The following is a 15,946-nucleotide window of genomic DNA, read 5'->3' as shown; positions in this document are numbered from 1 at the left end:
ACATGAGCGAGGGCCGGATCGTTACCTTCTACTCGTACAAGGGCGGTACCGGGCGCACGATGGCGCTGGCCAACACGGCGTGGATCCTCGCGAGCAGCGGGAAACGGGTTCTCGTCGTCGACTGGGACCTGGAGTCTCCCGGCCTGCACAAGTTCTTCCGTCCCTTTCTCGACCCGGGGCTGGTCGCCAACACCTCCGGGGTCATCGACCTGATCACGACCTACCAGTGGGCCGCGATGAAGAAGGAGGCGCGGCCGCGCGACTGGCACCACCAGTACGCCCGCGTCGAGCCGCACGCGGTCTCCCTGGGCTTCGAGTTCCCCGGCGAGGGGACGCTCGACCTCGTCTCCGCGGGCAGGCAGAACCGCGACTACTCCTCCCTGGTCTCCAGCTTCGACTGGGACACCTTCTACGAGCGGCAGGGTGGCGGCCAGTTCTTCGACGCGCTCCGCGCCGACATGAAGGCCTGCTACGACTACACCCTCGTCGACAGCCGGACCGGCCTGAGCGACATCGCGGAGATCTGCACGGTCCAGATGCCGGACGTCCTGGTGGCCTGCTTCACCCTGTCCGACCAGGGCATCGACGGGACCTCCTCGGTGGCGAGGCACATCGACGACCGCTACGGCGACCGCAACATCCGCATCCTGCCGGTCCCCATGCGGATCGAGACGGGCGAGAAGGAGAAGTGCGACGCGGGACGCAGTCTCGCCAAGCGCAGGTTCGACCAGTTCCCCAAGGGGATGACCCAGCACGAGGTCGACCAGTACTGGGGCGCCGTCGAGATCCCGTACACCCCCTTCTACGCCTTCGAGGAGATCCTCGCCGCCTTCGGCGACGAGCCCAACAGGCCGGGCTCCATGCTGTCGGCCTTCGAACGGCTCGCCGGCGTGATCACCGAGGGCGAGGTCTCCTCCTTCCCCCACATGGAGGAGACCGTACGGCTGCGCTACCTGGAGTCCTTCGTCCGCCGTCACCCGGCGCACCAGACCGACGTCTACCTCAGCTACGCGTCGGAGGACCGCATGTGGGCGGACTGGATCGCCGCCCTGCTCGACCGGTACGGCCACCGCGTGACGTTGCACAGCGTCGACTCGGAGGAGACCCTCGACTTCACCGGCGACTCGCTGAGGGTGGTCATCGTGCTCTCCGGCGCCTACGTCCGCTCCCCGCGCAGCAACGAGGTGTGGCAGCGGCTCACGAACGCCGAGACCGCCACCCGCGCCGAGCTGATCCCGATCCGCGTCTCCGAGTCCCGTTTCCCCTCCCCGTTCGGGGACCGCGCGCTGACCGACCTCACCAGGATCTCGGAACGGCCCGCGGCGCAGACGCTGATGAAGATGTTCGGCCGGACCGACGAGGGCGCGCCGCTCGACATGAACGCGCTCGGCGCGCGCTTTCCCGGGAGCGAGCCCGCCGTGTGGAACGTCTCGGCGCGCAACGCGGCCTTCACCGGGCGCGGTCCCGTGCTCGACACGCTGCGCAGCCAGCTCGTCGGCGGCAGCTCGGCGGTGGTGCTGCCGCAGACCCTGTACGGCCTCGGCGGCGTCGGCAAGACCCAGGTGGCGCTGGAGTACGCCCACCGCTTCAGGGCCGACTACGACCTGGTCTGGTGGATCTCCTCAGAGGACCCCGAGCGGATCAACTCCGCCTTCGAGGAGCTCGCCCGGCAGCTGCGCATCCCCGTCGCCGACAACATCTCCGAGGTCGTCGCCGCGGTGCGCGAGGCGTTGCGGCTCGGGGAACCGCACGGTCGCTGGCTGCTGATCTTCGACAACGCCGGAGAGCCGGGGGATCTGCGTGACTTCTTCCCCGGCGGCTCCTCGGGCCACATCCTGATCACCTCACGGAACCAGGCGTGGTCGGCCGTGGCCGAGCCGCTGGAGCTCGACGTCTTCAGCAAGGAGGAGAGCCTGGAGCACCTCAGTCGCAGGGTGCCGGGCCTGGCTCCGGAGGACGCGCTGCAGGTGGCCAAGGCGCTGGGCAACCTGCCGCTCGCGGTCGAGCAGGCCGCGGCCTGGCTGGCGGAGACCGGGATGCCCGCCGCGACCTTCCTGGAGCAGCTCGAGACGGAGACGGCCAGGGTGCTCTCCCTGAAGCAGCCCGCCGACTACCCCCATCCGGTGGCGGTCACCTGGAACCTCTCGCTCGGCCAGCTGCAGGAGAGCTCCCCCGCCTCGGTCAGGCTGCTGCAGCTGTGCGCCTTCTTCGCCCCCGAGCCCATCTCGATGCAGCTGCTCTACAGCGACGAGATGATGGAGGCGCTCCTTCCCTACGACGACACGCTGCGCGAGAAGCTCGTCCTCGGCCGGGTCATCCAGCAGATCGGCAGGTTCGCGCTGGCCAAGGTCGACCAGGGCAACAACACCATCCAGGTGCACCGGCTGGTCCAGGCGGTGATCCGCAGTCAGATGTCGGCCGAGGACCAGGAGCAGGCCTGCCACCAGGTTCACCGCATCCTCGTCGGGGCCAGGCCCAGGCAGGGCGACGTGGACGACCCGGAGAACTGGATCCGCTACGACCTGCTCTGGCAGCACCTGCAGCCCTCGAGGGCGACGGAGTGCACCGAGGAGGAGACCAGGCAGCTGCTCACGGACCGGGTGCGCTACTTCTGGAAGCGCGGCGACTTCGCCCAGGCCCTGAACCTGGGCGACTTCCTGGCCGAGTACTGGGAGGACGAGTTCGGGACCCAGGACCGGCAGCGGCTGAACCTGCTGTTCAACGTGGCCAACGTCAAGCGTTCCCAGGGCAAGTACGAGGAGGCGAGGGACCTCGACGTGTGGGTGCGCGACCAGCAGCTCACGGTGGTCGGCGAGCGTCATCCGCACACGCTGCTGACCGCGGGCGGCCTCGCCGGGGACCTGCGGGGTCTCGGCGAGTACGACGAGGCGCTGGAGATGGACAAGGTGACCTACGACCGGTGGAAGACCCTCTTCGGCGAGGACCACCCCCGCACCCTGGCCTCGGCCAACAACCTCGCGCTCGACTACCGGCTCGTCGGCGACGGCCTCAGCGCCCGTGACCTCGACCAGGACACCCTGCAGCGCCGTACCCGCGTGCTGGGGGCCAACCACCCCTACACCCTGCACTCGGCCGCGCAGCTCGCCCGCGACCTGCGTGAGATCGGCCAGTACCGCGAGTCGGTCGACCTGCTGCGCACCACCTTGCAGCACTACCGGGAGGCTCTGGGGGAGACCTTCGTCGACACCCTGCGCGCGGCCAAGAGCCTCGCGGTCTCGTTGCGCAGGGCCGGTGAGCAGCAGGAGGCGTGGCAGCTCGCCAAGGACACCGAGGAGCGCTACAAGCAGCGGTACGCGGGCACTCCGGACGCGCTGGCCGCGACCCTCGAGCTCGCGTGCTGCATGTCCGCGCTGGGCAACAAGGAGGGGGCGCGCGATCTCGCCGGTGAGATCGCGCGCATCTACCAGGAGACCCTCGGAGGGAACCACCCCGGCACGCTCATCGCGCTGAACAACGTGACCATCTACATGCGCGGCACCGGCGAGCTGGCCAAGGCCATCCCACAGGCGAGGTCCGTGCTGGAGGGGCTGCACGCGCATCTCGGCGCGAACCATCCCTTCACCCTGTCCGCGGCGATCAACCTCGCGAACTGCCTGGGCGAGAACGAGCGGCTGGAGGAGGCGGAGGCGCTGGAGCGGCAGACCCTGGCGGCCCTGCGCGCCAAGCTCGGCGAGACGCATCCCGACACGCTCGTCTGCGAGGCCAACCTGGCGGTGACGCTGTGGGTGTCGGGGCAGGCCGCCAGGGCGGAGCAGGCGAGGAGCAGGCTGCTGCCGATCATGGGACGGTCCCTGGGGGAGAGCCACCCGACCCTGGCCCAGCTCAGGGAGTGGCGGCGCATCAACAGGGACCTCGAGCCACAGCCTTTCTGACCACAGCCTTTCTGGGTCAGACGGCGGTCAGCCAGGTCATTATGTCGGGCATCACGTGCAGGGCGCCGAAGTGCGCGGCGCCCCGCTGGATCACCAGCCTGGCGCCGGGGATCCGCTGGCCGAGCCAGTGCGAGTGGCCGACGGGGGAGAAGACGTCCGCGTCGCCGTGCCAGAGCAGCGTGGGCACCGTGATGCTGCCCGGGTCGAACCCCCACGGCGCGCTGAAGGCGAGGGCGTCGTCGACCCATCCGTGCGCCGAATGCCGTACGGCCTCCGCGAAGTTCCGCGCCAGCATCCTGCGGATCCCGAAGTCCGCCACGACGTGCCGGTCCGACTCCGGCAGGTCGTGGTCGAGCGCGGGGACCAGGTGTGTCGGGTCGGCTCTGATCTGCTCGACGGCGGGGGAGAGCAGCGCGGTCACCGCGCTGTGCCCGAGGGACGCCGCGGTGAACTCGTCCACGTTGGACACCGCCATGCCCTCGAACCAGTCCAGCCCCTCCGCGCCCCGCGGCGCGAGCGGGACGAGCGCCGCGACCCTCGTCGTCCGCTCGGGCAGCAGCGCCGCGCAGGCGAGGGCGTGCGGGGCGCCTCCCGAACGGCCCAGCACGGCGAACGACGCGATTCCCAGCTCGTCGGCGATGGCGGCCATGTCCTCGGCGACGTCGGCCACGGTCCTGCCGAACCTCCGGTCGGAGAGGCCGTATCCCGGACGGTCGTACGTGATGAGCCTGATCCCCAGGCGGTAGAGGACCGCCGCGCGCGGTGACGGCCCGACCCTGCTGCCCGGCGTGCCGTGCAGCAGGAACACGGGGTCTCCCTCCAGCTCTCCCCTTTCGTCGACCGCGAGCGTTCTCCCGTCACGGGTACGCACGAACGTGGTCAAGGTACCTCCTCGCTTTTTTACGAGGATCTTCCTCCCTGCCGCAAGATTTGTCCTATAGCGATTTGTTGGGGAAACAACTCACTTACCTGCCTGTAAGGGGACGTCATCGGTCTCCGGCGGACGCCGGGGGAGATAATCCGCTTTTTTCCTGAGATGTGAGTATGGGTGTGATGAATGGCTACAATTCCGGCCATGGCCGGTACCAATTGCACGCCATCCGTTTCCGGAGCCGCGTCCGGAGTCGTCTCAGGAACCGCTCGACGGAGCGGAGGCCGGTAGCCGTGGACGAGTTCGGCGAGCGCGTCGAGGAGCATCGGCGGGAACTCCACGTGCACTGCTACCGGATGCTCGGCTCCTTCGACGAGGCGGAGGACCTGGTGCAGGAGACGTTCCTGCGGGCCTGGGACAGGCGTGGGACGCTGCGGAGCGAGACCGGCCTGCGCGCCTGGCTGTACCGGATCGCGACCAACGCCTGTCTCGACCACCTCAGGGCGGCCCCCCGCCGCCCCCAGCCCCGGCCCGCGCCCGCCCTGCCCGCCGACCCCGGACTCGACCCGCCCGCCTCGAACGCCGTGCCGTGGCTCCAGCCGTACCCCGACACGCTGCTGGACGCGGCCGAGACGGTGATCGACCGCGAGACGATCGAGCTGGCCTTCCTGGTCGCGATCCAGCACCTGCCGCCCAGGCAGCGCGCGGTGCTGATCCTGCGCGACGTGCTCGGCTGGTCGGCGCAGGAGACCGCGGAGTCGCTCGAGCTGACCGTCGCCGGGGTCAAGAGCGCCCTGCAGCGCGCCAGGCCGACGGTCAGGGAACACCTGCCCGCGCGGCGTCTCGAGTGGGCCGCGTCCGTGGAGCCGACCTCGCAGGAGCGCGCCGTCCTGCAGCGCTACATCGCCGCCGTGGAGCAGGCCGACCCGTCCGTCCTGGCCGGAGTGCTGCGGGCCGACGTGTGGCAGACGATGCCGCCCGCGCCGATCTGGCTGCTGGGACGCGAGGCGTTCATGGCGTCGTGGACCCCCGCGATGGTCGGCCCCGAGGCCTGGGGCGAGTGGAGGCTTCTCGCCACCCGGGCCAACCGGCAGCCCGCCGCGGCCGCCTATCTCCGCAGAGCGGGCCAGCCGGACTACCTGCCCTCCTGGATGGGAGTCCTGCGGGTCGAGGACGGTCTGGTGACCCAGATCACCACCTACGGGCAGGACGTGTTCCCCAGGTTCGGCCTCCCCTCCTCGCTCTGACCCCCGCCGTCCGGCCTCCCGGTCCCGCCCGGCGGCGGGGCCCGGCGGCGGGGCCCGGAGGCCTGGACGGGGCCTCCGGGTCGGATCTCGGGTCGACCTTGAGGTGGACCTCGGGACGGACCTCGGGGCGGACCGATTCCTTTTTCGCGCCTCCCTCGTCCTACGGGGGAGCTTTCGAGAGAGGAACCACAATGACCGATCTTCAGAAGAGCGTGCAGGCCGCCGTCGACGAGCTCGTCGACTCGGGAGCCGAGCGCGGCGTGCAGGTCGCCGTCTACCGGCGAGGCGAACTCGTGGCCGACGCGGTCGCGGGCGTCGCCGACCCGGCGACGGGCCGTCCCATCACCTCGGACACCCCGGTCTACAGCACCTCGACGGGTAAGGGCGTGACCGCGACGGTCGTCCACGTGCTGGCCGAGCGCGGCGCCGTCGACTACGACACCCCCATCGCGGACGTGTGGCCCGAGTTCGCCGCCCACGGCAAGGGGAAGGCGACCGTACGGCACGCGCTGACGCACGCGACCGGCGTTCCCGGGGTGCCGGTCGGCACCACGCCGCAGGACCTGTGCGACTGGGACGGGATGTGCGCCGCCATCGCCGACGCCACGCCGTGGTGGGAGCCGGGGACGCGGTTCGGCTACCACCCGCAGACCTACGGCCACATCCTCGGCGAGGTCGTGCGCAGGGTGACCGGAAAGCGCATCTCGCAGGTGCTCCGCGAGGAGGTCGCGGGACCGCTCGGGGTGGCCGACGAGCTGTTCTTCGGCGTCCCCGAGTCCGAGCTCGGCAGGCTGGCCAGGATCGAGGACGCCGGACCCGCGATGGAACTGCCCGCCGAGGCGATGGCCCAGATCCCGTTCTTCAGGGTGGTCGACGGCTACACGGCCGCCCCTCCGGCGGCGATGCCGGACGCCGCGTTCAGCAACCGCGCCGACGTGCTGGGCTCCGACATCCCCGCGGGGGCCACGATGACCGCCCGCGCGGTCGCCCGCATGTACGACGCCCTGCTGGGCGGAGCGCTCGTCTCCCCCGACCGGCTGCGCGAGCTGTCGTCCCCGGCGGTGACGGGCACGGACGAGGTCACAGGAGGCCCCGGCACCTGGGGACTGGGTTACTCGATCGGACTGTTCACGGCGCTCGGCGCGCCGACGCTGTTCGGGATGGCCGGCAGCGGAGGGACCGCGGCCTTCGCCGACACCGCGACGGGCGTCAGCGTCGGCGTGACGAAGAACCGCGCCTCAGCCGGTGATTTCAGCACGGTCGAGAAGATCGCCCTGATCGCGCTCCGGCTGGACTGATCAGGGCGCTTCCCGGCGCCGCCGCAGGCCGTGAGGAGGACCTCGGGAGGGGGACGCGCCCCCTCCCGCAGGTCCTCGGTCGTCGCCTCGGTCATGCTGGGCGTCCGGCCCCCTCGATTCCGGCGGTTCCGCGCTCTTCCGGTGCGCACGGCACGACCCTCGTACAATGACGCGGTGGTCTTCTCCGAGAACGCTCCCGACGGCAACGGTCCCGACGACGCGGATTCGGGCGGGAGCGATCCCGGGCCAGGCGAGAACGGGCCGGGCGAGAACGGGCCGGGAGCGAGCGAGCCCGATGTGAGCGAGTCCGGCGAGAGCCGGCTCGACGGGGAGAGCGACGCCTCGCGCGTGCTGCGGCGGGTCTTCGGCTACGCCTCGTTCAGGGAGGGCCAGCAGGAGATCATCGACCATGTCGTCGACGGCGGCGACGCCCTCGTGCTCATGCCGACCGGAGGCGGCAAGTCGCTGTGCTACCAGATCCCCGCGCTCGTGCGCCAGGGGGTCGGCATCGTCGTCTCGCCGCTCATCGCGCTCATGCAGGACCAGGTGGACGCCCTGACGGCGCTCGGGGTGCGGGCGGGGTTCCTCAACTCCACACAGGACTTCGACGAGCGCGGGCACGTCGAGTCGGCCTTCCTCGCCGGTGAGCTGGACCTGCTCTACCTCGCGCCGGAGCGCCTGCGGGTCGACTCGACGCTGAGGCTGCTCGACCGGGGCAAGATCTCGCTGTTCGCCATCGACGAGGCGCACTGCGTGGCCCAGTGGGGGCACGACTTCAGGCCCGACTACCTCGCGCTGTCCGCGCTGCACGAACGCTGGCCCGACGTGCCCCGCGTCGCGCTGACCGCCACCGCGACCCCGGCGACGCACGCGGAGATCGCCTCACGGCTGAGCCTGGGACAGGCCCGCCACTTCGTGGCGAGCTTCGACCGGCCGAACATCCAGTACCGCATCGAGTCGAAGAACGAGCCCAAGCGGCAGCTGCTGAGACTCATCCGCACCGAGCATCCCGGCGACGCAGGCATCGTCTACTGCCTGTCGCGGACCTCCGTCGAGAAGACCGCGGAGTTCCTGGTGGAGAACGGGATCCAGGCGCTGCCGTACCACGCGGGGCTCGACGCGCGCACCAGGGCCGAGAACCAGGGGCGTTTCCTGCGAGAGGACGGCGTCGTCATGGTCGCGACCATCGCCTTCGGCATGGGCATCGACAAGCCGGATGTGCGGTTCGTCGCCCACCTCGACCTGCCCAAGTCGGTCGAGGGCTACTACCAGGAAACCGGCAGGGCCGGGCGCGACGGGCTCCCCTCGACCGCCTGGCTGGCCTACGGCCTCCAGGACGTCGTGCAGCAGCGCAAGATGATCGACACCTCGGAGGGCGACGACGTCCACCGCAGGCGGCTCGGCGCCCACCTCGAGGCCATGCTGGCGCTCTGTGAGACGGTCGAGTGCCGCAGGGTGCGGCTGCTCGACTACTTCGGCCAGCAGGGCGCCCCCTGCGGCAACTGCGACACCTGCCTGTCCCCGCCCGAGTCATGGGACGGCACGGTCGCGGCCCAGAAAGTCCTGTCCACCGTGTTCAGGCTCATGCGGGAGCGGCGCCAGAAGTTCGGCGTCGGGCAGATCGTCGACATCCTGCTGGGCAGGCGGACGCCCAAGGTGGAACAGCACGGCCACGACTCCCTGACGGTGTTCGGCATCGGCACGGAGCTGGGGGAGGCCGAGTGGCGCGGCGTGGTGCGGCAGTTGCTGGCCCAGGGCCTGCTGTCCGTCGAGGGCGACTACGGCACCCTGCTGCTGACGGAGGCGAGCTCCGAGGTGCTCGGGCGCAGGCGGGAGGTGCTGCTGCGACGCCAGCCGCAGCGCCGGCCGCAGGGGGAGACACAGCGGGAGGCGCGCGCCGCCAAGACTCCGAAGTCCCGCCGTGCCGACCCCGTCGACCTGCCGGAGGAGGCCGTGCCGGTGTTCGAGCGGCTCCGTGCCTGGCGCGCCGCCACCGCGAAGGAACAGGGGGTGCCCGCGTACGTGATCTTCCACGACGCGACCCTGCGCGAGATCGCGGCCGGGGCCCCGTCGTCCCTGGCCGAGCTGGCGACGGTGAACGGCGTGGGCGAGAACAAGCTGGCGAAGTACGGGCAGGAGATCCTGGACACCCTGGCCCAGTGATCGCCGCCCCCGTCTTCCGGGGCGGTGCCTCCTCGGCCTCGTGAGCCCCGGGAACGGCACTTCGTTCGATCCCGCCACAGATGTGAGCACCCGTTTGGCAAACAAGTTGCCGACATTCTGGAATGATCGCGTTCATATCCTGTCGGACATCGAGACTGACGGACAGTGACTGAGATGCCCCCCATCGATCAAATCACCGCATTCGCGTCGGACCGGCCGGTCGCGACGGTCATCATCTGCGTGATCGGCCTCGCCCTCCTGGGCGTGGCCTACCTTGCCCTGCGTGCCGTCTACCGTGCCGGAGAGCGCTTCTTCCACCGCTACGTGGCTCCCCGGCCCGCCGAGGACATCCTCACCATCGTCGCCGCGAGCATCGCCACCGGCGTGTCCGCGCAGGGCATGTGGCGCTTCTCCGGCGACGTGCTCGGCTTCGACGGCCCGTTGAGGCTGCTGCTCTTCGCGTTCATCGAGGTAGCGGTGATCACCAGCGCCGTACGGGCTCGCCGTAACATGCGGGAGAACTACTCCGCGGGCATCGACGGCATCGCGGTGTGGACGCTCACCGGCCTGTCCGCCGTGCTGTCGAGCATGGACGCCCGCAGCCTCGCAGAGGCCGTCTTCAGACTCGCGGCCCCGCTGGTGGCCGCCTGGCTGTGGGAGCGGGGGATGGCGATCGAGCGGCACCGCATCACCGGCAGGCACCGCATCAACTGGCGGCTCACCCCCGAGCGCATGCTGGTCCGCGTCGGGCTCGCCGAGGTCAGCGACCGTACAGCGAGCGAGGTGGACGCCCATCGGCGCCTGACCCGCGTCGCGCTGGCCGCCAAGCGTGCCCGCGCGCTCCGTGAGGCGGGGGCGTCCGACCGGAAGATGCGCGTCGCGCTCACCAAGCTGGACAAGGCGATGGACCGGGCGGTCGAGCACACCGGGCTGGCGGTGGACAGCAACCGCCAGGAGGCGCTGCTGTCCCAGATCGGGGCGCTCTACAACACCTCCGCGCTGATCGACCTGAGCCCGCCGGTTCCATGGGCTCCCGAGCCTGAGGAGCCCCCGCAGCTCTCCCCGGCGCTGTCCGCGGCGGTGCTGGACGACGACGACGAGGACGAGGGCGAGGTCGAGATGGTGGAGACCACCCCGCCCGTCGTCGACACGGCGCAGCGCGCGGCCCTGATGCGCGCCGCCCGGGAGTACTGGGACAAGCAGATCGAGCGGAAGTTCGTCCCCAGGGCGTCCGACATCGCCCACGAGACCGGCATCTCGCTGGCCACCGCCCGTGAGTACCGTGCCCTGTGGAAGCTGGAGCCGCGCGCTCACGCCCTGATCGAGGCCGCCGCGGAGCACGGGATCATCGACACGGGCACCTTCCCCGCGATCGAGACCCCGGAACGCATCCTGACCGTCAACGGCTCCTCGCTCGGCTGAGCCGGGGCACCCGGCGGCGACGATCTTCCCGCGGGGATCAGTCGACCTCGGCGCTGCCGTTGACGCGGAGCTTGCGGCGGGCGCGTTCGTAGAAGGTGGTGCCGCCGAGCCGTACGACCCACGCGGCGGCGCGCAGCGCGGTGACGGTGAGCCGGTCTCCTGGTGACAGGTGGCCGGCGACCGCGCCGTCCACCTCCACGGCCAGTCTGCCGCTCGTCGGCAGCAGCTCCAGGGTGACCTCCTCGTCGGCCGACAGCACCATGGCCCGGTTGAACGCCGAGTGGGCGGCGGCGGGCACGACGAGGAACCCCTCCACGGTCGGGGAGACGATGGGGCCTCCCGCGGAGAAGCTGTAGGCGGTCGACCCCGTCGAGGTGGCGACGATGACGGCGTCGGCCGCGTAGCGGACGAAGGGGTGGCCCTGCACGGAGACCGCCACCGCCGACAGTCCGTCGCCCGGGGTGCGCACCAGGGCGACGTCGTTGAACGCGGTCACCGTCCCCGCCCCGGGCAGCGGCGCCCGCACGGCCATGCGGGGCTCGACGGTGTAGTGGTGGTTGTCGATCGCGGAGAGCGCCGGAGGCAGGTCGTCGACGTCGATCTCGGCGAGGAAGCCCAGCCTGCCGAGGTTCACCCCGAGAATGGGGGTCGGCTGTCCGGCGATGAGCCGCATGGTGCGCAGCATGGTGCCGTCACCGCCCAGGCTGACGAGCAGGTCGGCGCGGTCGACCAGCGCTGCCTGGTCGACCGCGACCGCGCTGCAGTCGATGCGTCCCACCTCGTCGGGCAGACCCAGCACCGTGACGCCGCGGGCGCGCGCCCACTCCACGACGGTGTCGATGGCCGTCTTCGAGTCACGCCGCGGGTGCAGAACCAGTCCGACCGTTTCCACCATGCCCATTCCGCCACTGTACGGCGCGTCGTGTCCGGGAAGCCTGCTTCGAGACGCCGTTCAGCGCTGGCGTCGCCGCTTCATCCGCGCTTCGTGAAGGTGGCGGCGGCCGTCCGCCAGCTCGTTCCTGATCCGTTCCTCCAGGTCGGCGAAGAAGCGGTAGTAGCCGTCCTCGTACTCCTCGACGATCTGGAAGGTCCACCGGTCGGGCAGCACGTCGCGGCCGATGAGCTCGTCGGCCACGAGATCGGCCTGCTCGTGGTGGCCCGCGGCGCGCAGCAGTTCGACGACCTGGTCGAGCTGCAGGTCGGCGTGGCCGGTGAGCTGGTGGAAGGAGTAGAGGTGGCCCCGGGCCCTCTCCGTGGTCTCCAGGGCCTCCGAAAGCCTGCCCAGCGCCTCGACGGTGGTGTCGTCGATGTCGGCGGGCTCGCAGGGCCAGGGAGGTGAGGCCCCGGCCTGCCCTCCGTCGTGAGTCACCTGGCCTCCTCGCAGTAGGTCAATCGCACAGTGGGTTCGTCGCGCCCGGGTGGCGAGGCGAGCCCGGTGACGGCGGCCGCAGGGCCCGCTCCGGCTCGCGAACCCGAGCCCGTTCTCGTCGTCGCCGACTCCGTGGCGTTCGAACCGTGGGAACCCTTCTGTACCCATGCGCCGGGGAGTGAATCGCGCTGATCGTCGGCTCGTCCCGCCTGGCGGGGCGGCATGTGATCCGGCAGGGGACCGCCCGTGCGGCGTCACCGGGTGAAAGATCGCCTATGTGCGGACAGGACGGTGAGAAGTCCTTTTTCTGCCCGTGAATTCCGGCAAAAACCTTCGGGTAGATTTTTCCGACAATGGCGATATTTGCATTTTGCTTAATGAAGTTTAATGCTTGACAAGCTATTTAAGGGGGCTTCAGAATTGGGGCGTTCCGCGACGGTGTTCGCGCCCGATCACTCGTGTCAGAAGTGGGGACGGCGTCGTTAGTTCGATCGCGGCCGACCCCTCGTTCTCCCTTTTCTGATTCAGGTCTTCGTTCTCTTCTTTTCGATCCGAGTACGGATGGGTGGTGTGTGTTGTGACGGAGCTCGATGCCGGCAGGCCGCAGTTGAGCCTGGGCACGGACGCGGCGCGCAATCTCGCGACGACGACCAAGACGGTTCCGCAGATGCAGGAGATCTCCTCGCGGTGGCTGCTGCGCGTGCTGCCGTGGGTCCAGGTCTCCGGCGGCACCTACCGGGTCAACCGGCGACTCAGCTACACCCTCGGTGACGGAAGGGTGAGCTTCACCACCGTCGGTTCGGAGGTGCGGGTCGTGGCCGCGGAGCTCCGCGAGCTGCCGCTGCTGCGCCGGTTCGACGACCCCGAGGTCCTGCAGGCGTTGGGCGAGCGCTTCACACAGCGGGAGTTCGCGCCCGGGGACGTGCTGGTCGAGGCGGGCACGCCCGCCGACGAGGTGGTGCTCATCGCCCACGGCAAGGTCAACAAGATCGGCGCGGGCCCGTACGGCGACGAGGTCGTCCTGGCGGTGCTGGCCGGTGGCGACCACTTCGGCGACGAGACGCTGGTGACCCAGCAGGACGAGTGGGAGTTCACGGTCAAGGCGGTCACCGGGGGGACGGCGATGGTCCTGTCCCAGGAGGCCTTCCAGGAGGTGGCCGACCAGTCCGAGGCGCTGGGCGCCCATCTGCGGCAGCTGCAGGCCGGCCCCAGGGGACCGCAGAACAAGTACGGCGAGGCCGCCATCGAGCTGGCCGCCGGGCACGTCGGAGAGCCCGACCTGCCGGGCACGTTCGTCGAGTACGAACTCGGCCCCCGCGAGTACCAGCTGAGCGTCGCCCAGACGGTGCTGCGCGTGCACACCCGGGTCGCGGACCTCTACAACGACCCGATGGACCAGGTCGAGCAGCAGCTCCGGCTGACCATCGAGGCGCTGCGCGAGCGGCAGGAGCACGAGCTGATCAACAACTCCGAGTTCGGCCTGCTGCACAACGCCGACCTCAAGCAGCGGATTCACACCCGGAGCGGGCCGCCCACCCCGGACGACCTCGACGAGTTGCTCAGCCGCCGCAGGAAGACGCAGTTCTTCCTCGCGCACCCCCGCGCCATCGCGGCCTTCGGCCAGGAGTGCAACCGCCGCGGCCTCTACCCCATCGGCGTCGACGTCAACGGACACAGCGTGCCCGCCTGGCGCGGCGTCCCGATCTTCTCCTGCAACAAGATCCCCATCAGCGGCAACCGGACCACCTCGATCCTCGCCCTCAGGACCGGCGAGGAGGACCAGGGAGTCGTCGGCCTCCACCAGACAGGCATCCCGGACGAGTACCAGCCCAGCCTGTCCGTCCGCTTCATGGGCATCAACGAGAAGGCGATCATCTCCTACCTGGTCAGCGCCTATTACTCCGCCGCGGTTCTGGTCCCCGACGCCCTCGGAATTCTCGAAGACGTCGAACTCGGTCACTGAGCGCGGGGCGTGCGGTCTTTCGAACTCCCGGTTTCTCCACGCCGTGTCCGAAAAGGTGGAACTCCGTGTGGAAAGGGCGTTCGCGCGCGCCGGAAGACGTTCACGCGTACCGGCAGACGGGCGTGCGAGGCGGCCTCACGCCCGAATCCGGGCATGACCGCCTCGCACGGGACCGGGACCGGGGCGAGCGCGCTCGACGTCGTGGACTCACGGGCTCGCGCGCACATCCGTCCGAACACGCAGGATTGAGGAGTTCGACCCCGTGGCCGATCAGTACGAAGGTGTGGGACATGACGTCGGTTGAGGGACGCCCGGCAGCCGGGACGACGGCTGACAGGCACGTGGCGGCGGAGGCGCTCACCGAGCCTCCGGCGGTCGCCGCGACGCCTGAGCGGCGGCCGACGGGCAGAACGGTCACCGACGGGCGTCCGGCGCCCGGCGTGGTCGCCGAAGGAGGGCCCGTCGGCGGGGCGGTCGCCGAGGGGCGCCCCGTGACCGGCGGGACGACGGGTGAAGGACGCTCGGCGCGTGAGGTGCTCCTGTGGAGCCGTGACGTCGTCGAGTCCGTCCTGCGCCCGGCGGTCGACACACTGCCTCCGTCGATGCGGCGCATCGCCGGCTACCACTTCGGCTGGTGGGACGAGTACGGCGAGCCAACGAGGGCCGACAGCGGCAAGGCGATCCGTCCCGCGCTGGTCCTGCTGGCGGCCGAGGCTGTGGGAGGCGCGGCGGCCGAGGCGCTGCCCGCGGCCGTGGCCGTGGAACTCGCCCACAACTTCTCCCTCCTGCACGACGACGTGATGGACGGCGACCGGACCCGCCGTCACCGTCCCACGGCCTGGGCCGTCTTCGGGGTCAGCCCGGCGATCCTGGCCGGAGACGCCCTGCTGGCACTGGCCTTCGAGGCGCTCTCCGAAGGAGATCATCCGGTCGCTCCCGAGGCGACGCGGATCTTCGGCGCCGCGATCCAGGCGCTGCTTGAGGGGCAGAGCGCGGACGTGGCCTTCGAGAGGCGCCAGGACGTCGAGCTCGCCGAGTGCCTGATCATGGCGGCGGGCAAGACGGGGGCCCTGCTGGGGGGCGCCTGCGCGCTCGGCGCGCTGTTCGGCGGAGGCAACCCGGAGCAGGTCGAACGCCTCCGCGCCTTCGGCAGCGACCTGGGACTGGCCTTCCAGCTCGTGGACGACCTCCTGGGCATCTGGGGGGATCCGGAGGTGACCGGCAAGCCGGTCTACTCCGATCTGCGAAGCCGTAAGAAGTCTCTCCCCGTGGTGGCCGCGCTCGCCTCCCCGACCCCGGCGGGGCGTGAGCTGGCGGGGCTCTACCATCGGGAGCACCCCCTGACCGACACCGACCTGGTCCACGCCGCCGAGCTCGTCGACGCCGTGGGCGGGCGGGCGTGGAGTCAGTCGCAGGCCGACGCGCTGCTGGCACGGGCGCTGCGTCACCTGCGATCGGCGGGTTTCACACCGCGTCCCGCCGCTGAGCTGGGGGCGCTCGCCCGTCTCGTCACCCGTCGCGACCGCTGAGACCCAGGCGGCCATACCACTGGATGATGGTCAAGTGCGGGGTATGATTCCTTGACTGGCGATGACAACCTGAGCGCGATTTCATTGTTGAGGCTCAGATTGGATCGTCGTCGTGAGGGTGGCATTCGTCGGTAAGGGCGGCAGCGGCAAGACGACTCTGTCGGCGCTGTTCGCCAGATACGTCGCGAGCC

Annotated in this window: 10 protein-coding genes; 7 read left to right on the top strand and 3 right to left on the bottom strand. The window is 70.4% G+C overall.

Annotated features, from left to right (window positions below; all coding sequences use genetic code 11):
* Positions 1-2 precede the first annotated feature (2 nt).
* Positions 3-3,893: an FxSxx-COOH system tetratricopeptide repeat protein gene (gene fxsT / locus PKF00_RS42755; protein WP_271223516.1), complete on the top strand. Its 3,891-nt coding sequence runs from the start codon at positions 3-5 to the stop codon at positions 3,891-3,893.
* 16 nt (positions 3,894-3,909) lie between these two features.
* Here fxsT and PKF00_RS42750 read toward each other — a convergent pair whose 3' ends face one another.
* Complete coding sequence (locus tag PKF00_RS42750) at positions 3,910-4,776, bottom strand: alpha/beta fold hydrolase (protein ID WP_271223515.1); 867 nt, start codon at positions 4,774-4,776, stop codon at positions 3,910-3,912.
* A gap of 161 nt (positions 4,777-4,937) precedes the next feature.
* Here PKF00_RS42750 and PKF00_RS42745 point away from each other — a divergent pair, with 161 nt between their 5' ends.
* The 4 genes from PKF00_RS42745 (at position 4,938) to PKF00_RS42730 (ending at position 10,894) form a co-directional block, all read left to right on the top strand.
* The gene (locus PKF00_RS42745; protein WP_309298479.1) at positions 4,938-6,011 is read left to right on the top strand and encodes an RNA polymerase subunit sigma-70; all 1,074 of its coding nucleotides are present in this window, start codon (positions 4,938-4,940) and stop codon (positions 6,009-6,011) included.
* A 191-nt stretch (positions 6,012-6,202) separates the two neighbouring features.
* The gene (locus PKF00_RS42740) at positions 6,203-7,309 is read left to right on the top strand and encodes a serine hydrolase domain-containing protein (RefSeq protein WP_271223513.1); all 1,107 of its coding nucleotides are present in this window, start codon (positions 6,203-6,205) and stop codon (positions 7,307-7,309) included.
* 174 nt (positions 7,310-7,483) lie between these two features.
* Positions 7,484-9,472, top strand: a complete 1,989-nt coding sequence (recQ, locus tag PKF00_RS42735; protein WP_271223512.1) for a DNA helicase RecQ — start codon at positions 7,484-7,486, stop codon at positions 9,470-9,472.
* A gap of 174 nt (positions 9,473-9,646) precedes the next feature.
* Positions 9,647-10,894, top strand: a complete 1,248-nt coding sequence (locus PKF00_RS42730) for a hypothetical protein (protein WP_271223511.1) — start codon at positions 9,647-9,649, stop codon at positions 10,892-10,894.
* A gap of 37 nt (positions 10,895-10,931) precedes the next feature.
* On the opposite strand, the gene PKF00_RS42725 is transcribed toward PKF00_RS42730, so the two are convergent.
* A complete protein-coding gene (locus PKF00_RS42725) occupies positions 10,932-11,795 on the bottom strand; it encodes an NAD(+)/NADH kinase (RefSeq protein WP_271223510.1) in 864 nt (287 codons plus the stop codon).
* A 51-nt stretch (positions 11,796-11,846) separates the two neighbouring features.
* Positions 11,847-12,263, bottom strand: coding sequence for a hypothetical protein (locus PKF00_RS42720; RefSeq protein WP_271223509.1), 417 nt, complete (start codon positions 12,261-12,263; stop codon positions 11,847-11,849).
* 577 nt (positions 12,264-12,840) lie between these two features.
* On the opposite strand from PKF00_RS42720, the gene PKF00_RS42715 reads away from it, so the two are divergent.
* Both PKF00_RS42715 and PKF00_RS42710 read left to right on the top strand, forming a co-directional pair.
* The gene (locus PKF00_RS42715) at positions 12,841-14,226 is read left to right on the top strand and encodes a family 2B encapsulin nanocompartment shell protein (protein WP_271223508.1); all 1,386 of its coding nucleotides are present in this window, start codon (positions 12,841-12,843) and stop codon (positions 14,224-14,226) included.
* Between the two features lie 290 nt (positions 14,227-14,516).
* A complete protein-coding gene (locus tag PKF00_RS42710; protein ID WP_271223507.1) occupies positions 14,517-15,755 on the top strand; it encodes a family 2 encapsulin nanocompartment cargo protein polyprenyl transferase in 1,239 nt (412 codons plus the stop codon).
* Positions 15,756-15,946 lie beyond the last annotated feature (191 nt).

It is taken from the genome of Streptosporangium carneum (assembly GCF_027922005.1).
Lineage (GTDB): Bacteria > Actinomycetota > Actinomycetes > Streptosporangiales > Streptosporangiaceae > Streptosporangium > Streptosporangium carneum.
This window is presented reverse-complemented; position numbering and strand designations above follow the sequence as displayed.